Consider the following 22,083-nt stretch of genomic DNA (forward strand, 5'->3'; position numbering starts at 1 on the left):
TTGGGGTTGCGGCAGTGTACAAACGCGACGAATATCCTTCTAATGAAGAATCGCGCGCTTGCGATATCGTTTTCAGCATTGGTGGTAACCCTAGTCGCCCCCCGCCCCCCGTATGAGCACATCTCCGTGGTATGTCCGCGCCCGCCTGAAAACCCGCCAGCTGATGCTGCTGGTCGCGCTGGACGAAGAAGGCAATATCCATCGCGCCGCGGATGCGCTGAACATGACGCAGCCCGCGGCATCGAAGCTGTTGCGCGAACTGGAAACCATGCTCGACGTGCCGCTGTTCGAACGCCTGCCGCGCGGCATGCGCGCCACGCTCTACGGCGAAGCGATGATCCGCCATGCGCGCGCGGTGGTCGGCAGCCTCGATCAGGCGCAGGAAGAAGTCATGGGGCTGAAGGCCGGCCAGCGCGGCCATGTGTCGGTGGGCGTGATCACCTCTCCCGCGGTAACGCTGCTGCCGCCCGCGATCGCCGCGCTCAAGCGCGACAACCCGGGCGTGCGCGTATCGCTGGAGATCGAGAACAGCAACGTCCTGCTGGACCGCCTGGCGCAGGAGAAACTGGATCTGGTCGTCGGCCGCCTGTCGGCGGAACACGACAAGCTGCCGTTGCGCTACGCGCCGATCTCGGACGAGCCCGTATGTGTGGTCGCGCGGCCGGACCATCCGTTGCTGCGAGAGAAAGCGTTATCGCTGGCGAGCGTGGAAAACGCCCAGTGGATCGTGCCGCCGGACGGCACGGTGCTGCGTCACCGCTTCGAGGTCATGTTTCGCCGCGCGAGCCTGGTCCCGCCGCGCGACGTCGTGGAAACCTCCGCGCTGCTGTTCGTGACGCGCATGCTGGAACTCAGCGACATGCTGGCCGTGCTGGCGGCGGACGTCGCCGAATACTATGCGCGCCACGGCACGCTCGATATCCTGCCCCTCGAGGTGCCGTGCCATATGGACGACTATGGCTTGATCACGCGAACGGATCGGTTGCTGTCGCCGGCGGCGGAACGGATGGTGGAGGCATTGCGTGGCGCGGCGTACGAACGCTACGGGGTGAGCTGGTAGCCGATATCAGGGCCAGTCGGGAAAAGGGTTGCGCCAGCCGATCCAGACGTCGGGGCCCTGTTCCATCTCGTCGTCGGTCAGCAGGCAGGCGTCGAGGCTTGCGCGTAGTTCGCGTTCATCCATGCCCATGCCGATCAGCACGATCTCCTGACGCGCATCGCCGACGCCATCGTCCCATTTCGCGCGAATCACGGCGACAGCCTCGGGGTCTTCCGGCCACTGCGCGCGCGGCACCGCGGCCCACCAATGCCCGGCCGGACCATGCCGGGCTGCGGCCCCCGCCTGAGACCACATTCCCGCGAGCGTCGGATGGCTGGCCAGCCAGAAAAACCCTTTGGACCGCACGACGCCCGGCCACTCGGCGTCAACGAAATCGCTGAACCGCTGCGGATGAAACGGCCGACGGGCCGCGTAGACAAAGCTGCGAATCCCGTATTCCTCCGTCTCCGGGATATGAGCCCCTCGCATTTCCTGCAGCCACCCAGGCGCCTTCGCGGCTTCGTCGAAGTCGAACAGCCCGGTGCCGAGAACACGGTCCAGCGGAACGCGGCCGAACTCGGAAACCTCGATACGCGCCCGCGGATTGAGCGTGCGCAGCATCGCCATCAACCGCTCGCGCGTTTCGCCGGTGACGAGGTCGATCTTGTTGACCACGAGCACGTCGCAGAACTCGACCTGATTGATTAGCAGATCCACAACCGTGCGTTCATCCTCGTCGCCCAGCGACTCCCCGCGCGCCTGGAGGTTGTCGCGCGACGCGTAGTCACGCAGGAAATTGAAGGCATCGACGACGGTAACCATTGTGTCCAGATGCGCCACCTCATTGAGACTGCGCCCGTCCTCCCCCTCGAAGGTAAAGGTCTCCGCCACCGGCAACGGCTCCGAAATCCCCGTCGACTCGATCACCAACTGATCGAACCGCCCTTCCCTGGCCAGCCGATCGACCTCGACCAGCAGGTCCTCGCGCAGCGTGCAGCAGATACACCCATTGCTCATCTCGACAAGCTTCTCCTCCGTCCGCGACAGATTCGCACCCCCGCCCCGAACCAGCGCGGCATCGATATTCACGTCGGACATGTCGTTGACGATGACCGCCACGCGGCGCCCCTCGCGGTTGTTGAGGATATGGTTGAGCAAGGTGGTCTTGCCGGCGCCGAGGAAGCCGGAGAGAACGGTGACGGGAAGTTTGGCGGGGAGCATGGGATGGGGTGGAGGACGGCAAATGCAACTTGATTGCGCTTATGATAAATGCAACTTTGTTGCATTACAAGCGATCTCGCGCGGCGTCTTCCCAACACCGATGATGTCTGCAATCCGAGTCCTTAACCAATTTAGCGACTGGGATTGCAGACAATATTGCCATCATGCCGTTCATCGCCCATAATGTCTGCAATCTCAGTCCATATCTCACTTTAGGACTGTGATTGCATACATGAAACATAACGAAATCCCGCTTGTTCCGCCCCCGCGCCTTGCCGAAGCCCGGCAGCTCGGCGACCGCATCGTGCAATTGCGCCAGGCACTGAAATTAAGGCAGGCCGACGTCGCGATCCGCGCAGGGTTGTCCCGCTCGACCGCGGTCCTGATCGAGAAGGGAGACCCCGGCAGAACGCTCGCCCAGATTCTTCGCTATGTCCATGCCATGGCGCCCACCGTCTCCCTCGGCGCTTTGCTCTCGGGGGACATCCCCGCGCTGGTGGCTCTGCAGGCGAACAGCCTGCCGCAGCGCGTTCGCGCGCCAACCAAGGCCGACCTTCGCAAGCTCGATTTCTGAAAGGGGAAACGTGGTAACTCGTCGCGCAGTGAGTGAGGTGGCCGTGTTCGCCCATGTCGCCGACCGACTGGAAGGCCGTCACCATTTCGTACCGGCAGGCATCCTGAGCCGCCATCGCGAAATGGCACTTTCCTTTGCCTATGGCACGCGGTACGTCAACCGCGCGGAAGCCATCGAAGTCGACCCCGTAGCGTTGCCGCTGGAACGCGCGCGGCAGGCGCCCGGAAGTCCGTGGTCGCCATTGCCCAACCTCGAAGAGTTCGGCGGCATCCGAGACGCGGCCCCGGACTCCTGGGGCCGCCGCGTCATCGAGGCAAAGCTCAACGTACCGCCGAATTCGCTGGACGAATTCACATACCTTCTGGAGGCGGGCAGCGATCGCGTCGGTGCGCTGGATGTGCGGCAAACGCTGACGGCGCCGGCCTCGAACGTCGCGGGGAGCTTTTTCGATCTCGAGTATCTGCTGCAGGCTGCCGCAGCGGTCGAAGAAGGGGAACCCATCCCCAGAAAGCTCGTGCCCTACCTTGCCGGCGCACCGTCGGCGGGCGGCGCGCGGCCCAAGGCTTCCGTGCGAGACGAATCCGGCGTGCTATGGCTGGCCAAATTCCCGTCGAAGAACGATCGGATGGATATGGCCGTATTGGAAGCGGGGGCGCTTGAGCTGGCCCGGGCGGCTGGCCTGACCGTACCGCCCGTGAAGGTGATTCAGGTCGCGAAACAACCGGTGCTCCTGATTCGCAGGTTCGATCGATACTGGGCCCGCGCCGGAGAGCCTCTGGCCGCCATGGCCCGCGGCTACGATACGGACCCGCGCGACCCGCGCGATGGATGGACCGAGGGGCGCATCGCGCAAGTCAGTGCGCTCACCCTGATGGGCTGCTCGGAAATGGAGTCCATCACCAAAGGCTACAGGGATCTCGCGCAAACCATCCGTGAGCGAGTGCATCCGCGCTGCGTCGTGCGAGACACGGAAGAACTGTTTGCCCGGCTGGTGTTGAACATCTTTCTCACGAACGATGATGACCACCTGCGCAATCATGCGTTCTCTTACGACACCGAAATCAAAGGCTGGCGCCTGAGTCCTCTCTATGACGTCGTGCCCCGCCCTTCCGTCTCACAAGACAGGCGGTTGCATCTGAACGTCGGCGCCGAAGGGAAACTGGCCACCCTGGACAACGCCATGAGCGAGTATCGGGCGTTCGTCAGCGACCGGCCTGCCGCCATTTCGATCGTTCGACGGGTGTGGAGTGCGGTCAGGGCGTGGAAAGGTGTCTATGAAGGCGTGGGGGCGACGCCGACGCTCATTGCGGCCCTCGAGCAGGCAATCCGGCCCCTCGCGGACATCGCGAGTGCCGGGCTCGAGGCGGAAATCCGGCGCTGATCCCGCCCCGGGCGGGATCGCCCTTCAGGCGTCGCCGGACGACTCGGGCTGCGCCGGCTCCGGCTGCGACGGCTCCACGGGCGGCGTGGCAGCCGTTGCCGGCTCGGCGGCAGCGGATTTCGCCGGCGCCTTGGCCTTGCCCTTCGCCGGTCCCTGCTTGGGGCGACCGGAAAGCAGCTGCTTGCTGCGACGCGCGTCGGCTTCGGTGACCGCGCCGACCGGCTGGCCGGCCAGATCCACCCGCTGCGCACCGACGGTCAGGCACGCCCAATAGCGCGCGCCACGGCACCACGTACGAATGGCATCGCGCAATTCGGCCTCGGTCAGGCCGAGTTCCGTCGCATGCGCCAGCACATCCTCGAAAATACCGATCTTGAGCGGCACCTTGGGGGCGGGATTCTTCGGGAAGGCGATCGGAAAGCGCTTCTGCAGCTTGCCGAACGTCCGTACGACCGGATCGACGGGCGCGCCGGGTTTCGCAGCCTTCGGGGCATTGCCCTGCGCGCCGGCCGGTTTCGTGCGCTTGCCGCCACTGCCGCCCTTCACATCTCGGGCGTCACGAGCGTTTTGACCGTCCTGAGCGGCCCGGGCGTCCTTCGCGTCCTTGGCCAGCGGCGGACGGCGTGACGGACGAGGCGCCTTTGCCCGCGCCTCGTTCTTCGCCTGTTCGGTCAGTTTTGCCTTGAGTGCTGCTAGTTGTTCGAAGCCCATTGCGTCTAAAACTTGAGAATATCGCGGGACTATAGCAGGCTGGCGTGTCGGTGGGCGGCGAACGCACTTCCGCCGCCTCAAATGCAAGGCGGCCGAGAAATCACTGTATCTCCGTTGCACCGCAACACCGCCGCCCGTATCATGCGCGATTCCAAATTTTTACGCACACTGATGGTTGTGGCCGTTCGCGGATGATTGGCCACATAGCCAGGAGCATGTATTGAGTGATCCAGATCGTGACTTTGACGCCTCGAGTTTGATTTCGAGCATTGAAAAGCCCAGCCGCCGCCGGCCGGCGGGCAAGACGCAGGCGGCAGCGGCACTATCGGACAAGGCATCCCTCGCCCGCCAGGACCCCGAGCGCCAGGCCCAGATGCGTGCGCTGATCGCGCTGGGGCGCGAGCGCGGCTACCTTACCCACGCGGATATCAACGATCATCTGCCCGATAACGTGACGCCCGCGGCGATGGATACCATCGTCAGCACGTTCAGCGACATGGGCGTGACGATCTACGAGCAGGCCCCGGACGCCGAGACGCTGCTGTTGAGTGACGTCGTGCCCACCGCGGCCTCCGACGATCAGGCGGACGAGGAGGCCGAGGCCGCCCTGTCGACCGTCGACTCCGAATTTGGCCGCACCACGGATCCGGTCCGGATGTATATGCGCGAAATGGGCTCCAGCGAGCTCCTGACCCGCGCCGGCGAGATCGAGGTGGCCAAACGCATCGAAAGTGGCCTGCACGACATGATTCAGGCCATTGCCGCCTGTCCGTCCGTCGTCTCCCTGATCCTGGCCGATGTGGACCGCATCGTCGCCGGAGAGCTGCGCATCGACGAGCTCGTCGATGGCATCAGCGAAGCCATCGACGGCGAAGTCGTGGATGCAGGCGACACGACCCCTGCGTCCGACGAGGCAGTTGCCGAGGCAGACGATGCCGACGCCGACGCGTCCGATGTCGACGATGCATCGGACGATGACGACGCCGGCGCCGGTGACTCGGAGAAAGCGAACGCCGCCCGCCTGGAACAGCTCACGGCCGACAGTCTGGCGATCTTTGCGCGCGTGCGCGCATTGTTCGAGCAGATGCCCAAGGTACCCGTCACCGGCGAGACGCGCTCGGCGGCGGTGGAAAGCGTGCGCGCCGAAATCCAGCGCGAACTCGTGCCGATCCGCTTTACGGCGAAGATGATCGATCGCCTGTGCGTGAGCGTGCAGGATCAGGTGGCGGAAGTGCGTGCGATCGAACGCGCGATCCTGGAGATCGCGGTCGAGCGATGCGGCATGCCCCGCGAGGCGTTTATCGAGTCCTTCCCGGGACACGAGACGGACCTCGAGTGGACCCACCGCGCGGCTGCCACCTCGGACCAGTATGGCCCGGCGCTCCTGCGGCACCTGCCTTCCATTCAGACGAGCCAGCAGAAACTCATCGACATCGAGGCGAAGGCCGCCCTGCCGCTCCAGCAACTCAAGCAGATCAACCGTCTGATGGGTGCCGCCGAGCGGAAGATGCGGCAAGCCAAGGCCGAAATGATCGAGGCCAACCTGCGGCTGGTCATTTCCATCGCCAAGAAGTATGTGAACCGCGGCATGCAGTTCCTGGATCTGATCCAGGAGGGCAATATCGGCCTGATGAAGGCGGTGGACAAGTTCGAGTACCGGCGCGGCTGGAAATTCTCCACGTACGCGACGTGGTGGGTCCGGCAAGCCGTGACGCGGGCCCTTGCCGATCAGGCGCGGACCATTCGCGTCCCCGTGCACATGATCGAGACGATCAACAAGCTGAACCGGATTTCCCGCGAAATCCTGCAGCAGACGGGGCAAGAACCCGATCCGGCCGTGCTCGCCGAACGCATGGAGTTGTCCGAAGAGAAGGTGCGCGGCATTCTCAAGATCGCCAAGCAGCCTATCTCGCTCGAGACACCGGTGGGCGAAGAAGGCGACACGACGCTCGGCGACATGATCGAGGATAGCGCGACGAGTTCACCGGCCGATGCGGCCGTGCTGGCAGGCCTGCGCGCGCAGATCGATGCGGCGCTCGGCGACTTGTCGCCGCGCGAAGCCAAGGTCGTGCGAATGCGGTTCGGGCTCGATACCAATTCCGAGCACACGCTGGAAGAGGTCGGCAAGCAGTTCGACGTAACGCGGGAGCGGATCCGGCAGATCGAGGCCAAGGCGATGCGCAAGCTGAAGCATCCGAGCCGTGCCGACAAGCTGAGGCTGTTTCTCGAACGCTGAAGGGGGGCGGAGCCGGTAGCGCCGGCCCGCTCCGGTCTTTTCCCTAGGCGCGCCCACCGTCCGCGCGCACCCATTCCGCCGCCTTCTCGGCCATCATCAGCGTCGGGCTGTTGGTATTGCCGCTCGTAATCAACGGCATGGCGCTGGCATCGACCACGCGCAGCCCGGCGATGCGGCCGCCCTGCCCGTCGCGCACCCGCATCCGGCTGTCGAGCACGGCCTTCGGATCGCCATCCGCGCCCATTGCCGCCGTGCCGACGGGATGGAAGATCGTGGTGGCGATATCTCCCGCCAGCCGGGCCAGATCCTCGTCCGTCTGATATCGCGGGCCGGGTTTGTATTCCTCCGGCTTGTAGCGGGCCAGCGCCGGCTGCCCGACGATGCGCCGCGTCACGCGCAGCGAGTCCGCGGCCACCTGCCGGTCACCAGCCGTCGACAGATAGTTCGGCGCGATCGCCGGTGCCTGCCGGAAATCCGCACTGCGGATGCGCACGGTGCCTCGGCTGGTGGGATTCAGGTTGCAGACACTGGCGGTGATGGCCGGGAACGTGTGCAGCGGTTCGCCGAAGGCCTCCAGCGAGAGCGGCTGCACATGGAACTGAATATTCGGCCAGACATGCGCCGGCGAGCTCCGGGTGAACGCACCGAGCTGCGAAGGCGCCATGCTCATCGGGCCGCTTCGCGACAGCAGGTATTCCAGGCCGATGCGCGCCTTGCCCCAGAGGCTGGACGCCAGCATGTTGAGCGTGGGTGCGCCCGCGATCCTGTAGACCGCTCGAATCTGCAGATGGTCCTGCAGGTTTTCGCCTACCCCGGGCAGATCCGCAAGGACCTCGATCCCGTGTTCGCGCAGCAGTCCGGCGGGGCCGACGCCCGAGCATTGCAGTATCTGCGGCGAGCCGATGCTCCCCGCGCACAGCAGCACCTCGCGCGTCGCACGCACGACGACGAACTGCCGTCCATCCCACACCCGCGCGCCTGTACACCGCAGGCGCCCATCCGGCTGCCGCTCGACGAGCAGGCGCGACACCTGTGCGCCGGTCCACAGTTCGAAGTTCGGCCTGTCGTGGCAGGTGGGCCGCAGGAATGCCTTGGCGGTATTCCACCGCCAGCCGGCTTTCTGGTTGACCTGGAAATACCCGACCCCCTCGTTGTTGCCGCGGTTGAAGTCCGCCGTATGTGGCACGCCGGCCTGAACGGCGGCTTCGGCGAAGGCATCGAGGATGTCCCAGCGCAGGCGCTGCTTTTCCACCCTCCACTCGCCGCCGTGGCCATGGTGTTCGGCGAAATCCGGATCGTCGCCCCCGGTATCGCCGAGGTAATGATCCTCGTGCCGCCTGAACGCCGGCAACACGTTGGACCACCGCCAGGTGGCGTCGCCAGTGAGCTCGGCCCATTGGTCATAGTCACGCGCCTGGCCGCGCATGTAGATCATGCCGTTGATGCTGGAACTGCCGCCGAGCGTCTTGCCGCGCGGATAGCGGAGCTGCCGGCCGTTCAGGCCCGGGTCGGGTTCGGTGTTGTAGAGCCAGTCGGTGCGCGGGTTGCCGATGCAGGAGAGGTAACCGACCGGGATGTGGATCCAGTGATAGTCGTCCTTGCCGCCGGCTTCGATCAGCAGCACGCGCCGGGTCTTGTCCGCGCTGAGCCGGTTGGCCATCAGAGCACCGGCGGTGCCGGCGCCGATCACGATGTAGTCGAAGGTGGGTGCGGGAGTGGCGTTGGTCTGCACGATGCGGCGTCTCCGGAATCAGCTTGAATCGCTCTTGAGATGGCGAGTGCGTGCAGTGTGTCCCCGGAATGCCGATGGATCCATTGAGTTTCCGCAATCAAAGATATAAATTGCGCAAATATGAACCCAGCCAATCTCGACCTGCAGACGCTTCGCCTGTTCGTTGCCGTGGCGCGCGAGGGAAGCGTGTCGCGGGCCGCGGAACTGATGCACCGATCGCAACCCGCGGTCAGCCTCCAGCTCAAGCGGCTGGCCGAAATCACGGGTCTGACGCTGTTCCAGCGCACCGCGCATGGGCTGGTCCTGAGCGTCGATGGCGCCGCGCTGCTGCCGCAGGCCGAGCGCGCATTGCATGCCGTCCAGGACTTCGCCAATGCCGTCAACCGCCTGCACGGCACCGTGCGCGGCGCGCTGCGCGTGGGCACGATACTGGAGCCGTCATTTATTCGCCTGGGCGACTGGCTTGGGCAACTGGTCCAGTCGGCGCCGCAGATCGAAACGGAACTGCGCCACGGGATGAGCGGCAGCGTGCTCGCGCAAGTGCAGCAAGGCAGCCTCGATGTCTGCTTCTACCTGAGTCCGGATCTGGAGACCACGGAGCGGCTGCAGCCGGATCTCATGGTCCGCACGCTGACGCGCTTCGAATACCGGGTGGTCGCGCCGGCGGGCTGGGGGTCTCAGGTAACGGGGGCCGACTGGGAAGCCCTCGCGAACCTCCCCTGGCTGGCGACGCCGCCGGAATCCGTGCATGCGCGCCTGCTTGCGCGCGTCTTCGATCCCAGGGGACTGGCGCCGCGCCGCACGGCGCTGGTGGATCAGGAGGCGTCCATGCTCGATCTGATCAAATCGGGTGTCGGACTTGGCCTCGTCCGCGATGCCACCGCCATACGCGAGAGCCAGACGTCAGGGCTGGTCGTGGCGGATCGTGTCCGCATCGGCTGCCAGCTGCAGTTCGTCTGCCTGGCTTCCCGCCAGAACGAACCGTTGATCGTGGCGGCGCTGGATCCGCTGACGAGGGTGTGGGGTTAGGTGCTGCCGCGCGGCACGATCTCGAAACCGAGGTCCTCGGCCAAGGACTGTGTGCGCGCTTCCTCCTGCCGCGCCACGATCAGCTCCGCGCTCCGCACGCCAATGCGGTAACGCGGAAAACGCACCGTGGTGATCGGCGGCACCGACTGCTGCATGAGTTCGTTGTCGTCGGACCCCGCGATGGCAATATCCTCCGGCACACGCAACCCACGGCGTGTGCATTCGAGAATCGCACCGGCCGCGAGCACATCGCCGGCCAGGAACAGGGCCTGTACCGAGGTATCGCGGCGCATGAGTTCCGCCAGCGCACGGCTACCGTTCTCCAGGCCCTCGTCCACTTCCAGCACCATCGCCGGATCGATCTCGATGCCCGCCACGCGCAGCCCTTCGAAAAACCCGTCGCGCCGCTCGCGCAGGCGCTCGTTACCGCTGACGGGAAGACTCGTAAAACCAAACCTGCGATATCCCCGCGATAACAGGTGGTCCGCCATGGCCCGCCCCGCTTCCCGATTCGAGTAGCTAACGGCCATATCGATCGGCTGCGTCGTCAGGTTGCCCGTTTCGACGCATGGCACGCCGGCATCCTGGAGCAGATGGCGGGCCGCTTCCGTGTGCGTGGTGTTGTGCAGGATGAGGCCGCAGGGTCGCTGTGACAGGTAGGCGGAGATCAATGCTTCCTCGCGCTCCAGCGAATACCCGCTGTCCGAAATCATCAGGTGCAGGCCATGGCGCTGCAGGACATCGGAGATGCCCTGGATCGTCTCCGCATACAACGCGTTCCTGAGGCTGGGGATGATCAGGCCGACCAGGTTCGGCCAATGCCTCGGCCTGCGTGGGATTGACCTTGCCCGGCATGATGGAGGACCCCGGCTCGTTGGTCGGGATGATCAGTTCGGCGAAGCCTGCCCGCGGGCCGCACGACATCAGCCGAATATCGTTGGCGATCTTGAAGAGGGAAACCGCCAGCGTGCGCATGGTGCCCGACAGGTGCACCAGCGCGTCGTGCGCACCCTGCACGGTGAACTTGTTCGGTGCCGTCACGAACGGAAGGCCGGTCAAACGTGCGATTTCCGCGGCGGCATTGCGCGCGAAGTCCGGCGTGGAGTTCAGCCCCGTACCCACGGCCGTGCCGCCCAGGGCAAGCCGGTAGACGCCCTTGAGGGCATCGTCGAGCCGCTCGAGGTTGTCGCTCAGCATGCCCTCGTAGCCGGACCATTCCTGGCCGAGCGTGATGGGCGTGGCGTCCTGCATGTGCGTGCGTCCGATCTTCACGATGTCCATCCATGCCTTGGCCTTGATGCCGATGGCATCGCGGAGCGCCGACACGGCGGGCATCAGGCGTTGCCTGACGTTCATGGCGGCGGCCATGTACATCGCGCTGGGGAACGAGTCGTTGGAAGATTGCGCCATGTTGACGTGATCGTTCGGGTGCACCGGCGTCTTGCTGCCCAGCGGTGTGCCCGCGATCTGGCTGCACCGGTTGGAGATGACCTCGTTCACGTTCATGTTGAACTGGGTACCGCTGCCTGTCATCCAGACGTGCAGCGGGAACATGTCGTGATGCTGCCCAGCAATGATTTCGTCGCAGACCTGGACGATGAGCCTGTGCTGCAGCTCGCCGAGCCTGCGGTCCGCGAAGTTCACGTTCGCGGCGGCCTTCTTCAGGATCGCGTACGTGACGATCATTTCCCGTGGCATCAAATCGCCGCCGATGCTGAAGTGCTCGAGTGAGCGCTGCGTTTGGGGCCCCCAAAGCTTGTCGGCGGGCACCTTCACCACGCCCAGACTATCCGTTTCATCGCGAAATCCCGCAGCCGCAGCGGGCTGCACCGTGGTGGCCAAAGCCGAACTGCCCGCCACGGCGAGAGAGGCAAGCACGGTCGACTGCATCATTTGTCTGCGGTTCATTTTCTGCTCCTGAAGGTTGGTGTCATCGACATCCGGTCGATTGCATTTCACCAACCCCCGGTTACCCGACAGTTGCATCGCGTATTACAGATGTAATGGAGCTGAGGAGGGCGCCCCCGTATGCGAGGCGCGGGTACGTCGCCATTGCGTGACAGGCAGGTGCGCGACCAGATAGCCGATGAGACTCCGCACGGATGGCAGCCGCCCGCGTGGACGGTGATAGAGGAGTTCGATGAGGTGGTCGGGGCCGCTCACCGCCGGCAATACGGATTCGACCAGGCCTTCCCGCAACGGTCCGGCAACGATCGGTTCAGGCAGCATGGCGATGCCAATTCCCTGCACGGCGGCTTCCAGCAGAACCCGCAGATCATTGGACTGCAGTCGCGCGACATGCGCGATCGCCACCGCCTCGCCACCGGGGCCAGTCAATGTCCATCGGCATTGGTCGTCATGGACGTCACCAGGCCTGCACAGCGTGTGCAGCTGCGAGACATCTTCGGGGGATGTGGGCCTGCCATGGCGATTCAGGAACGCGGGGCTGGCAACGAGGATCTGCCGGGCAGTCGCCAGCTTGCGCACGACGAGGCTGTCGGCGATCAGGCCGCCGGACGAGGCGCGCAATGCGATGTCGAACCGCTCGGCGACCAGATCGACATCGCGATCCGTTGCCTCGAGGACGACGTTGACCTTGGGATGCGCGGCCAGAAAGCCGGCGAGTATCGGTGCGAGGTAGCTCTGCGCCATGACTTGCGGGCAGCTGATTCGCACGGTTCCGGCTGGCTCGGTACGCAACGCCTCGACGCTTTCGTAGGCCGCCCGTGCGCGCTCGAGCGTCGCATGACAGTGCTCGTGAAAGCGTTGCCCCGCTTCGGTCAACGCGATGCGCCGTGTCGTACGAAGCAGCAGCCGCACACCAAGGCGTGTCTCGAGCGACGCGACCCGTCTGCTCAGGCGGGTCTTCTCGATGCCCGTGGCGCGGGCGGCAGCCGAGAATCCATCGTGCTCGACGACGGCGGCAAAGTACGCGAGGTCATTCAGGTCTTCGTGCATGAGTCCGATTGGTGCATGCATGCACCGGTGTTTGGCGTTCCGGAGGACTTATCAGGAACGTGTGGGGAATTTAGGCTAATGACTAACCCTCAGCCTGGCAACTCAAGGAGAAACGCCATGACCTATGAACGATTCACTCCCGATAACGCCGCCGTCCTGCTGGTCGACCATCAGACGGGCCTGTGCAATGGCATCCAGGATCAAAGCCTCACCGAATTCAATTCGGCAGTCACCGCGCTGGCCAAGCTCGCAAAGACCTTCGCGTTGCCCACCATCGTCACGACGAGCGCCGCGGATGGCCCCAACGGCCCGGTGCTTCCGATCATCACGGAACTCTTGCCGGAGGCGCCCGTGATCCATCGTCCGGGCGAGATCAACGCGTGGGACAACCGAGAGTTCGTCGCGGCGGTCGAAAAGACGGGCCGAAAGAAACTGATCATTGCCGGCGTCTCCACCGAGGTTTGCCTGGCCTTCGTTGCCATGTCCGCCGTCAAGGCAGGCTACGACGCCTACGCCGTCATCGATGCCTCGGGCACCTGGAGCAAGCTCGTACAGGAAGTGGCCATCGCCCGCATGGCTCAGGCTGGCGTCGTACCTGTTACCTGGGTTGCGGTGGCAGCCGAATTGCAGGCCGACTGGCGCAATCCTGTGAGCAAGCAGATGGAAGGCGTCATGGGCGCGCACCTGCCCTTCCACGCGAACGTCGTCGCGACCTTTGAAGCCGCATCGAAGCGCACCTGAAGCGAATTCGCGAAACCCGTCCTCCGAAAAGTCGCGGGGGCAACGCAGCCTCCTTTGCCCTTGCGCATCCCCACTCTTGATCGGAGGGAAATACTGCCTTTCGCAGCGAGTGGATGTGCCCGACGCTTGAATCGGCGACCATAACCGTACCACTGAATCACGCGAACGGTGGTGGCGCTCTCGACCGTACGAGTAGCCTTATCCAATAAGATGCGCACGAGTCGGGAGGGTGGCGGGAATGGCGGATCTGTTTGACGGGGTGGAACTGGGCCGTTACAGACTTCAGAACCGTATCGTCATGGCACCCATGACACGGTGCCGTGCCTTGCCCGATGGCACGCCCGGGGAACTCTCCGCCAGGTATTACAGCCAGCGCGCGAGCGTTGGCCTCATCGTCTCCGAAGGCACTCAGCCTTGCGCCGACGCGCAGGGATATCGTGCCACGCCAGGTATCTATACCGATGCCCATGTGGCTGGATGGCAAAAGACGACGCGCGCGATCCGCGCGCAAGGCGGGCGCCTTTTCATCCAGCTCATGCATGCGGGGCGCATGTCGCACCCCGATGACACACCACACCACCGGCCGGGTGTGGCGCCGTCCGCGATCGCTCCGCAGGCGCAGATGTTCACACGGAAAGGCGTGCAGGACATCCCCACGCCCCGTCCACTCGATATCGGGGAGATTCAGCAAACGATCCGGGATTTCCGCCACGCGGCGCGCCGTGCAATGGATGCCGGCAGCGACGGGGTGGAAATTCACGGGGCGGAAGGTCTGCTCCTCCAACAGTTCCTCGCGCCAAGCGCCAATATCCGTACCGATGCGTATGGCGGATCCCTCCAGCATCGCGCGCGCTTCGCAATAGAGATCGCCACCGCCATCGCCGACGAAATCGGTCCGGACAGGACTGCGATCCGACTGTCGCCGGGGCTCAGGACGCGCGGTATCGATGAAGGTGCCGAGGCACCGGCACTCTATCGTTATCTGGTTACAGAACTCGACCGGCTCGGTCTGGCTTACCTGCACATCGTTCATCACGGCGACGACGCGATGCTCGAGGATATCCGCCAGCGCTGGCGCCGGATACTGATCCTCAACCGACCGGGACGGCCCCTTGCCGAGATCGGCATCGACGTCAAATCCTCTCGGGCAGACATGGAAGCCTATGGGCGTCCCATCCTCGCCAATCCGGACTTCGTCGAGCGCCTCCGGACCGGAGCGCCGATGAACGAGGCGCAGCGCTCGACGTTCTACGGAGGTTCGGCGATGGGATACACGGACTATCCAACGATGCGCATGCCGCAGTACTTCTGACAAACGGGATGTCGATATCGGCGCAGCGGGCAGACGGCGTCGACGCTCCGCTCCTCGGCGCCCAAGTTTTTTCCACCCGACTACTATCGCAGATGCCTTCACGCAGTAACCGGGAGTCGTTTCTCTGTAGTCGTTTCCATTCAAGGAGCCCTCATGTCGAACACCGAAGTCCGCCAACCTGTCCCGCCCTTCACCCGGGAAACTGCCCTGGTCAAGGTCCGCCTCGCGGAAGATGGCTGGAACACCCGAGATCCGGAAAAGGTGTCGCTCGCCTACACGAAGGATAGTGCCTGGCGTAACCGCGCCGAGTTCGCCAACGGACGCAAGGAAATCGTCGAGTTCCTGACGCGCAAATGGAACAAGGAGCTGGACTACCGGCTGATCAAGGAACTGTGGGCGTTCGAAGGTAACCGGATCGCCGTTCGCTATGCGTATGAATGGCACGACGACTCCGGCCACTGGTACCGTTCGTACGGCAACGAAAACTGGGAGTTCGACGAGAACGGTCTGATGCAACGGCGTTTTGCCTGCATCAACGATCTGCCCATCAAGGAGACCGATCGCAAGTTTCATTGGCCCCTGGGCCGGCGGCCCGACGATCATGCAGGGCTGACGGATCTCGGCCTCTAAAGTCACACCGTCGTGAGCTTTGGCGATGTCCGGATCGGCGTACCCCCTCCCGACGAGCAGTCGGACATCGCTCCTTTTTGATGCCTGCTTCCGCAACGCCTCGCATGGCGGGCACGTTACGCGAATTGCTGTCCGAGAGAGACGATCGAGATATAACAATCTTTTAAAAAAATATCGAAAGACGATCCAACTCGATGCAATCACTTGTCGCCCGGATGCCGTTACGCAGTAACGGTACTCTCACGCCCCCGAACTGATGTCTTCCGGTTCTGGTGTATGTTGCGCACCCGCCCGCTCCTCGAAAAACATTTCACGCTCTTCCTCGCTGAGCCGTTCGAGCAGCGTCGCCGCGCGCTCGTTGATGATCTTCTCCAGCGTCTCGGCAAGCGTGAGATGGTAGTAACACGCAAGCCGCTCCACGTTTCGCTTCGTCGAGATCGAAACGTAGCAGTTGATGCGCTCGTGCCGCCCTCCCGTGCCGGTTCTTTTCGACCGGTAGATGCGTTGCCGTTCTGCGTTGGTTTTTGCCATGATGCAGCGATGATCATCGCCTTTTCAACGCGGATAAATATGGTATTTTGGAAAGTATTGATCCAACAATGAAGCAATCACATGGATGACTACCTAAACGACATGGCTCTCTTCGTGGAGGTCGTCAAAGCCAAGGGATTTCGGAAAGCTGCAGAGACGGTACGGATGCCCAATTCGACGCTATCGCGCCGGATCACCATCCTCGAGAAAGCCATTGGCCTGCGCCTGCTCCACCGCACCACGCGCAAGCTGGAACTCACCGAAGCGGGTCAGATCTACTTTGCGCGCTGCAAGCGCATCGTCGACGAAGCGCGACTGGCCCACGAACATCTGGGCGAGATGCTGGCGCAGCCCAGTGGCCTGCTGCGCGCCTCCATGTCGGTGGACTTCTCCCAGACCTATCTGGCACCGCTGATCGCGGAGTTCTCGCGGCTTTATCCCGCCATTTCGTTCGACTTCGACTTGACGCCGCGTCGGGTGGATATGGTCAGCGACCCTTTCGATGTGGCAATCCGCATGGGCGAGTCCGGCGACTCGCAACTGATTGCACGCCCCATCACGACGCTGATCCCCGAACTGTTCGCCTCGCCAGACTACCTGAAGAAGCATGGGGAGCCGACCAGGCCCGAAGACCTCAGCTCCCATCAATGCCTCACGATGTTACGGGCTTCCACCTGGACGCTCACCGACGGCGGAAACAGCATCACCGTGCCCGTGGGCGGCCGGTTCACGCTCAACAATGTCGGCTTGCTGCGGCGCTTCGCGACACTGGACCTGGGCATCGCGATGACGTCGAAGGGCGTGATGGCGGACGAGGTCGCAAGCGGCAAGCTGCGGAGAATTCTGCCGGATTGGCACGGGCTGCCACAGACGGTGTACGCGATCACCGAGACACGCCTGCTTCCCGCGAAAACTCAGCGTTTCATCGACTTTCTGCGGGAACGGCTGGCGTAGACGATACCCGGTTAGGGCTTGACGTTATGGCGGAACCGTTCGGTCGCGGGTTCGCCCCATTGCGTCACCATCCCCTCCTTCGCTTCCCAGACGCCGGTCGGCGCGCTCGCCGACAGCCGGTCCGAGTCCGCCCAGTGCTCGTGCGCATACCCCAGCGGATCGTTCCAGTAGTCGAACAACTGGCTGCCCAGCAGATGGCGGCCAATCCCCCATAGATGTTCGTAGCCGAGCGACTGCAGGAAGTGGTGGTCCGCCATCACCGCGTCGATATCCTGCGATTCGAACGAGACGTGCTGCAGGCCGACGTCGTCCGAGCGCATGGGCAGAAACGCGTGGTGGTCTACATATTCGTCTCCCTTGTCCACACGCAGGAACGACGCAATCTGCGCCTCGCCGGTGGCGCGGAACACTTCGTCGGACGGTAGCATGCCAAGGGTGTCGCGGAACCAGGCCGCGGTCTCGGCGACCCTCGGCGTGCCCAGCACGACGTGCGCAATGCGCTTCAACGGCGTGGCCTTGCCCCGCGGCAAGCGCAGCAGCTCCCTGCGCCGGAGCGGCTCGCTGCCGGTGTTGACGGGCTGACGCGCTACCGCGATGGCTGCCGGTGTCGCCATGCCGAACACGATGTCCACCGCATAGCCATTGGGCTCTTGCAGACGCACGCGCTGGCCGCCACCGGGCTCGTCGATGGCCTCGACGGCACAACCGGTCGCCTTGGCCAGCGTATGGAGATCGGCCTCGCTCTTCGCCGCGAAGGCAAACCCCAGCAGTCGCGCGGGCCCTTCCTCGAGGATGTAGCAGTGATGGACGGGGTCCGTGCCGCGCAGATAGACGCTCGAACCCTGGCGAGCCGCCGGAATCAATCCGAAGTCCACGAGGAACGCCTCGATTTTCGAGACGTCGGGAACGCTGCGGCGAATGTACAGCAGCTCATTACACTTGATGATGCTCATGCCGATGCCTGTAGCTGATAAAGATTACTGGGAGAGCTTGCCGCCGTTGACATGCAGCGTCTGCCCCGTGATGAAACGGGATCCGGAGCCGAGCAGGAACAGCAGCGGCGCGACGACATCGGCCGGCACCGCGATACGCCGCATCGGAATCGCGTCGAGGATGCCGCGCGCGCGCTCCGCGCCGAACCACTGCTGGAGGTCGACTTCGCTGGGCGCATCGTTGCCGGTACCGCCCGCGAGGAACGCCGTGTTGACCAGTCCCGGGGCCACGCAGTTCACGCGTATCGGCGCCCACTCTTTCGCGAGCGTGCGTGCAAACGAGATCAGTCCCGCTTTCGACGCGCTATAGGCGGCAAAGCCGGGTTCTGGCGAGACCCCGAGACCCGACGCCACGAACACGACGGAGGCATGGTCTTTCAGTAGCGGACGCGCGCATCGCGCGACGAGAAACGCCCCACGCAGATTCACATCCATCGTGAGATCCCACTGCGCGGGCGCGTGATCGAGGGCCGGCATCGGCCGCTCGCCGACGCCCGTCACATAGGCGATGCCATCGATACCGTCCCACTCGCGCCCGATCCGCGCAAATGCGTCTTCCACCGATGTATCGCTGCGCACGTCGATTGCCGAGCAATAGCCGGCGAGGTGATCGGGCCTGGCCGCGATCGCCCGCTCGGTATCGACACCGTAGACGTGCACACCGATCGCTTCGGCTGCGCGGCACAGTTCGGAACCGATGCCGCCGTGGCTGCCGACGACCACCAGCCGGAACCGCGCCGGCGGTGCCAGACGCTCGTAGGAAATGTCCGCGAGCGTGGATTCTGCCGTGGATGTCATCGGCTTGCTCCCTGCACGACCGTCAGCGGCGCGGCGCGATAGCGCTTCAGCGTCGCCGCGGCAACGATCGCGGACGCCAGCGAAGCCAGCGTGCAGACGAGGATGATCGCGTGTCCGATGGCGTTGGCCTGTCCGCCGAAGACATGCACCGATACCCACGCGACCACGACGGAGGCACCGCCCAGTCCGATCAGATTCATCAGCAGGAACAGGATGCCCGAGTTGATGGCCCGCACACGATTCGGCGTCACCATCTGCGCCGAAGCGGTGATGGCACCGAAGTAGGAGTTCTGCACCAGGAAATAGAAGAACGCGGCTACCAGTGCCCCGCGCGGCGTCTCGAGCATGGGCCCGAACAGCGGCACGAGGATCAGCACGGAGGCGATGAGCACGGTGCGCATATGCGCGTCCGCATATCCCTTGCGCAGCAGCCAGTTGGTCAGCGTCGGTCCAAGGAATGTGCCCGCCACCGAACCAAGCACGAGCGCGATGCCAAGCCCCTGCCCCGTCGCGCTCGGCGTCATGTGATAGGTGCGGATGAAGTGGCTCGGCAGCCAGCCGAGATTGGCGAACATCACGATCGACAGCAGCGCGGCGCAGGTATAGAGCGGCGTCAGATGGCGGCGCAGCGCCCAGATCTGTCCGTACGCCTCGCGCACGGTCGGCAATGGACTGTCGTCGAGCCGTTTCGGTTCACGCACGGCAGCGAGCAACACGACGGTCAGCAGGATCCCCGGGAGCCCAACCGCAATGAACACCAGCTGCCACGCACTGAACTGTCCGCCCAGCGCATGCCCGGCGAACTTCGAAGCGTAGTCGAGCGCGGTGCCGCCTACCAGCAGCGCGAGGCTGCCACCCAGCATGGCCCCCATCGAGAACAACGCATTGGCCCGCACCAGGCGCTTGCCCGGGAACAGATCGGCCAGCAGCGAGTACGCGGCGGGGGCGAGCGCGGCTTCGCCGATCCCGACACACATACGCGCCAGGAACAGTTCACCGAAGGTCTCGGCGAACGCGCACGCGACCGTGGCCGCGCTCCAGAACGCCATGCCCGCCGCGATCAGCACGCGCCGGCTGCTCTTGTCAGCCACGCGTCCAAGCGGCAATCCCAGAATGCAGTAGAACAGCGCGAACGAGAAGCCCTGGAGCAAGCCGATCTGCACGTCGTCGATCTGCAGCGATTGCTTGATCGGCCCCACCATCAGCGCCATCACCTGCCGGTCGACGAGCGAAATGATGTAGGCGAGGATAAGGATGGAAAGCGTCATGTAGGCCCGAAACAGCGCGGGCCGGCCCGGCTCCTCCACGGCCCGTGGCGAGGCGGAAACGGCACCAATGTCGCGCGCGGGCGCGAGTTGGGCCAACTGTGAACTTTCGTTCATAGGCATAGCGTCTTCCTCCTGATGTGGAAGCCGTCGGCGCGTCGAGTGCTGCCGCTAGGCTTCCGTGCGGCCTTGTTCGGCCGTCGCAATCATCACCACGTTGCGCGCGGTCTGATTGATATGGTCGCGCAGGATTGCGCAGGCCAGTTCTGTTTTCCGGTCGAGCGCCGCGTCCATCATGCGGCGGTGCTCGTCGTCGGTGTTGCGGGGTTCCTTGCGATTCATCACGGAGAATCGCCGATACCGTTCCGACTGGTCGAAAAGGCTCGAACACGTCGCGAGCAGCCGTGGCGAATCCGCTGCCGAGAGCAGCGCCATATGAAACATCTTGTGCCGCTCGGTCCATTCCTCGTCGGGGCCCTGACCGCTGGCCAATGCCCGTGCCCGCAAGCGCTCCAGCTGGTGAAACTCCGCGACGATGCGCCCTTCCCAAGCGACGTCGCCGCTCGCGATGGACTGCGCCAGCGCGGCGGGCTCCACCAGCAGCCGGAAGTTGGTGATGTCGTTCAGATCCGCGGGCGACATGGCCGCCGCGCGAAAGCCCTTGTTGTCGTCGTTCGTCACGAGCCCTTCGGCCACCAGCCGGTTCAGCGCCTCACGCAACGGGCTACTCGACAGCGAGTGTTCCTGTTGCAGGACTTCGATGCGCAGCTTGGTTCCCGGCGGGATTTCTCCGCGCAGGATACGGCGACGCAGCGTGATGAACGCCTGTTCCGATAGCGGCCGGCCTTTCGCGGTGGACGGTACCGATCGGGCTGACTGGGCGGGAACTAGCTCTTCGATTTTCATGATGTCTTCGACCTATGGATGGGCTTGCCGGCGCACCCTCTTCTCACTGCGCTGGCGACAGGACAATTTTCCCTTCAATGTCGCCGTCCTCCAAGCCCCTGTGCGCGAGCGCCGCATCGGCCAGCGGCATGGAGCGTGCGAACTCCGCCCGGATCTTGCCGGTGGCGCCAAGCTCCAGCGACTTGACGAGGTCGCCGGCGGTCAGGCCGGTGGACCCGTGGATCGTGAGCTGCTTCTGGTAAAGCTCGGTCACATTCAACGGCACCGTGCCGCCGCCGTGGGAGCCCGCCGTGACAAGCCGGCCACCGCGCGCCAGCGACGCGAAAGCCTTGGGAAAGAGTTCCGGATCGGCGATGTTCTCGAACACCACGTCGACACCGCGCCCTTCCGTGATGGCCTTGATCTCGGCGACGAGGTCGTGGGCCCGATAGTCGACACCGTAATCGGCGCCAGCCGCCATGGCCCGCTGGACGCGCTCGATGCTACCGGCACCCGCGATGACCGTGGCGCCCAGGGACTTGGCGATCTGCACGCCCGCCATTCCCAGCCCTCCGCTGGCGCCCATGACCAGCACCGTCTCGCCAGGTCGCACCTTTGCCTTGGTCTCAAGCAGGTGGAGCGCCATCGGTGCATGACGGCCGATCACCGCGGCGCTGGCAAAGTCCAGCGCTTCGGGCACGCGCTGTGTGGCGCTTGCCGGCACGACGACGAATTCGGCATAGCCACCCCACACCGATACGCCAAGCAGTGTGGGCGGCGTGGTCGCGGTGGCGGGACGCAGCACCGGCATGGTGGCGACGCGATCGCCCGCCTGGCGATCGGTCACGTCACGCCCGATGTCCTCGATCACGCCCACCGGATCGGCCCCCAGCACATGAGGCAGCTTGACAGGCCGGCCATAGCGGCCCGCGCGCACGGCCAGGTCGAGCGTCCGGTTGACCGTCACCGCGTGGACCCGGATCAGGACTTCGTCCGGCCCAGGCACGGGACGCGGGACATTCACCAGTTCGAGCACTTCCGGACCGCCGAACTCGCGCATCATCACTGCATTCATCGTCTTGCTCATGGCTGCC

20 protein-coding genes and 1 pseudogene are annotated in these 22,083 nt (G+C 64.4%); 9 read left to right on the forward strand and 12 right to left on the reverse strand.

Annotation, left to right across the window (positions count from 1 at the left end; all coding sequences use genetic code 11):
- Positions 1-112: 112 nt before the first annotated feature.
- A complete protein-coding gene (locus tag AAHB16_RS25520) occupies positions 113-1,060 on the forward strand; it encodes a LysR family transcriptional regulator (protein WP_150371770.1) in 948 nt (315 codons plus the stop codon).
- 6 nt (positions 1,061-1,066) lie between these two features.
- On the opposite strand, the gene zigA is transcribed toward AAHB16_RS25520, so the two are convergent.
- Complete coding sequence (gene zigA / locus AAHB16_RS25525; protein WP_342052319.1) at positions 1,067-2,260, reverse strand: zinc metallochaperone GTPase ZigA; 1,194 nt, start codon at positions 2,258-2,260, stop codon at positions 1,067-1,069.
- A 232-nt stretch (positions 2,261-2,492) separates the two neighbouring features.
- Between zigA and AAHB16_RS25530 the strand changes: the two genes are divergently transcribed.
- Both AAHB16_RS25530 and AAHB16_RS25535 read left to right on the forward strand, forming a co-directional pair.
- Positions 2,493-2,834 (forward strand): helix-turn-helix domain-containing protein, encoded by a 342-nt coding sequence (locus AAHB16_RS25530; RefSeq protein ID WP_223851437.1) that lies wholly within the window; start codon positions 2,493-2,495, stop codon positions 2,832-2,834.
- Between the two features lie 37 nt (positions 2,835-2,871).
- Positions 2,872-4,215 carry a type II toxin-antitoxin system HipA family toxin gene (locus AAHB16_RS25535; RefSeq protein WP_342052320.1) on the forward strand — a complete coding sequence of 448 codons (1,344 nt, stop codon included), beginning with the start codon at positions 2,872-2,874 and terminating at the stop codon, positions 4,213-4,215.
- Between the two features lie 24 nt (positions 4,216-4,239).
- Here AAHB16_RS25535 and AAHB16_RS25540 read toward each other — a convergent pair whose 3' ends face one another.
- Positions 4,240-4,926: a ProQ/FinO family protein gene (locus AAHB16_RS25540; RefSeq protein ID WP_342052321.1), complete on the reverse strand. Its 687-nt coding sequence runs from the start codon at positions 4,924-4,926 to the stop codon at positions 4,240-4,242.
- Between the two features lie 220 nt (positions 4,927-5,146).
- On the opposite strand from AAHB16_RS25540, the gene rpoD reads away from it, so the two are divergent.
- A complete protein-coding gene (rpoD, locus tag AAHB16_RS25545; protein ID WP_342052322.1) occupies positions 5,147-7,162 on the forward strand; it encodes an RNA polymerase sigma factor RpoD in 2,016 nt (671 codons plus the stop codon).
- Positions 7,163-7,205: 43 nt separating this feature from the next.
- Here the strand turns inward: rpoD and AAHB16_RS25550 are convergent, their stop codons facing one another.
- Positions 7,206-8,822: a GMC family oxidoreductase gene (locus tag AAHB16_RS25550; RefSeq protein ID WP_263364774.1), complete on the reverse strand. Its 1,617-nt coding sequence runs from the start codon at positions 8,820-8,822 to the stop codon at positions 7,206-7,208.
- Between the two features lie 192 nt (positions 8,823-9,014).
- Between AAHB16_RS25550 and AAHB16_RS25555 the strand changes: the two genes are divergently transcribed.
- Positions 9,015-9,923 (forward strand): LysR family transcriptional regulator, encoded by a 909-nt coding sequence (locus AAHB16_RS25555; protein WP_150371763.1) that lies wholly within the window; start codon positions 9,015-9,017, stop codon positions 9,921-9,923.
- Here AAHB16_RS25555 and AAHB16_RS25560 read toward each other — a convergent pair.
- The 3 genes and pseudogenes from AAHB16_RS25560 to AAHB16_RS25570 all read right to left on the reverse strand — a co-directional run bounded on the left by AAHB16_RS25560 (position 9,920) and on the right by AAHB16_RS25570 (position 12,881).
- On the reverse strand, positions 9,920-10,696 hold the full coding sequence (locus AAHB16_RS25560; protein ID WP_342052323.1) for a substrate-binding domain-containing protein: 777 nt from the start codon (positions 10,694-10,696) through the stop codon (positions 9,920-9,922). The genes AAHB16_RS25555 and AAHB16_RS25560 overlap by 4 nt on opposite strands.
- 55 nt (positions 10,697-10,751) lie before the next feature.
- Positions 10,752-11,909 (reverse strand): annotated as a pseudogene (locus AAHB16_RS25565) (class II fumarate hydratase); the annotation flags it as partial.
- Between the two features lie 6 nt (positions 11,910-11,915).
- Positions 11,916-12,881, reverse strand: coding sequence for a LysR substrate-binding domain-containing protein (locus AAHB16_RS25570; RefSeq protein ID WP_342052324.1), 966 nt, complete (start codon positions 12,879-12,881; stop codon positions 11,916-11,918).
- 117 nt (positions 12,882-12,998) lie between these two features.
- On the opposite strand from AAHB16_RS25570, the gene AAHB16_RS25575 reads away from it, so the two are divergent.
- The 3 genes from AAHB16_RS25575 (at position 12,999) to AAHB16_RS25585 (ending at position 15,564) form a co-directional block, all read left to right on the forward strand.
- Complete coding sequence (locus AAHB16_RS25575; protein ID WP_342052325.1) at positions 12,999-13,622, forward strand: isochorismatase family protein; 624 nt, start codon at positions 12,999-13,001, stop codon at positions 13,620-13,622.
- A 238-nt stretch (positions 13,623-13,860) separates the two neighbouring features.
- Positions 13,861-14,934 carry an alkene reductase gene (locus tag AAHB16_RS25580; protein ID WP_150371759.1) on the forward strand — a complete coding sequence of 358 codons (1,074 nt, stop codon included), beginning with the start codon at positions 13,861-13,863 and terminating at the stop codon, positions 14,932-14,934.
- 153 nt (positions 14,935-15,087) lie between these two features.
- Positions 15,088-15,564, forward strand: a complete 477-nt coding sequence (locus AAHB16_RS25585) for a nuclear transport factor 2 family protein (protein ID WP_342052326.1) — start codon at positions 15,088-15,090, stop codon at positions 15,562-15,564.
- 240 nt (positions 15,565-15,804) lie between these two features.
- Here AAHB16_RS25585 and AAHB16_RS25590 read toward each other — a convergent pair whose 3' ends face one another.
- Positions 15,805-16,095 carry a hypothetical protein gene (locus AAHB16_RS25590; RefSeq protein ID WP_150371757.1) on the reverse strand — a complete coding sequence of 97 codons (291 nt, stop codon included), beginning with the start codon at positions 16,093-16,095 and terminating at the stop codon, positions 15,805-15,807.
- 81 nt (positions 16,096-16,176) lie between these two features.
- On the opposite strand from AAHB16_RS25590, the gene AAHB16_RS25595 reads away from it, so the two are divergent.
- A complete protein-coding gene (locus tag AAHB16_RS25595; RefSeq protein ID WP_121490896.1) occupies positions 16,177-17,049 on the forward strand; it encodes a LysR family transcriptional regulator in 873 nt (290 codons plus the stop codon).
- 11 nt (positions 17,050-17,060) lie between these two features.
- Here AAHB16_RS25595 and AAHB16_RS25600 read toward each other — a convergent pair whose 3' ends face one another.
- Genes AAHB16_RS25600 through AAHB16_RS25620 form a run of 5 tightly spaced genes read right to left on the reverse strand, consistent with a single transcriptional unit; the run spans position 17,061 to position 22,076 of the window.
- Complete coding sequence (locus tag AAHB16_RS25600; RefSeq protein WP_150371756.1) at positions 17,061-18,002, reverse strand: VOC family protein; 942 nt, start codon at positions 18,000-18,002, stop codon at positions 17,061-17,063.
- A gap of 24 nt (positions 18,003-18,026) precedes the next feature.
- Complete coding sequence (locus AAHB16_RS25605; protein WP_150371755.1) at positions 18,027-18,839, reverse strand: SDR family NAD(P)-dependent oxidoreductase; 813 nt, start codon at positions 18,837-18,839, stop codon at positions 18,027-18,029.
- The gene (locus AAHB16_RS25610) at positions 18,836-20,221 is read right to left on the reverse strand and encodes an MFS transporter (protein WP_191002209.1); all 1,386 of its coding nucleotides are present in this window, start codon (positions 20,219-20,221) and stop codon (positions 18,836-18,838) included. The genes AAHB16_RS25605 and AAHB16_RS25610 overlap by 4 nt, the downstream gene beginning before the upstream one ends.
- Before the next feature lie 54 nt (positions 20,222-20,275).
- Complete coding sequence (locus AAHB16_RS25615; protein ID WP_109581080.1) at positions 20,276-21,010, reverse strand: GntR family transcriptional regulator; 735 nt, start codon at positions 21,008-21,010, stop codon at positions 20,276-20,278.
- Between the two features lie 43 nt (positions 21,011-21,053).
- Positions 21,054-22,076: a zinc-binding dehydrogenase gene (locus AAHB16_RS25620; RefSeq protein ID WP_109581079.1), complete on the reverse strand. Its 1,023-nt coding sequence runs from the start codon at positions 22,074-22,076 to the stop codon at positions 21,054-21,056.
- Positions 22,077-22,083: the final 7 nt, after the last annotated feature.

It is taken from the genome of Cupriavidus sp. OTU4054, assembly GCF_038440175.1.
Lineage (GTDB): Bacteria > Pseudomonadota > Gammaproteobacteria > Burkholderiales > Burkholderiaceae > Cupriavidus > Cupriavidus pauculus_D.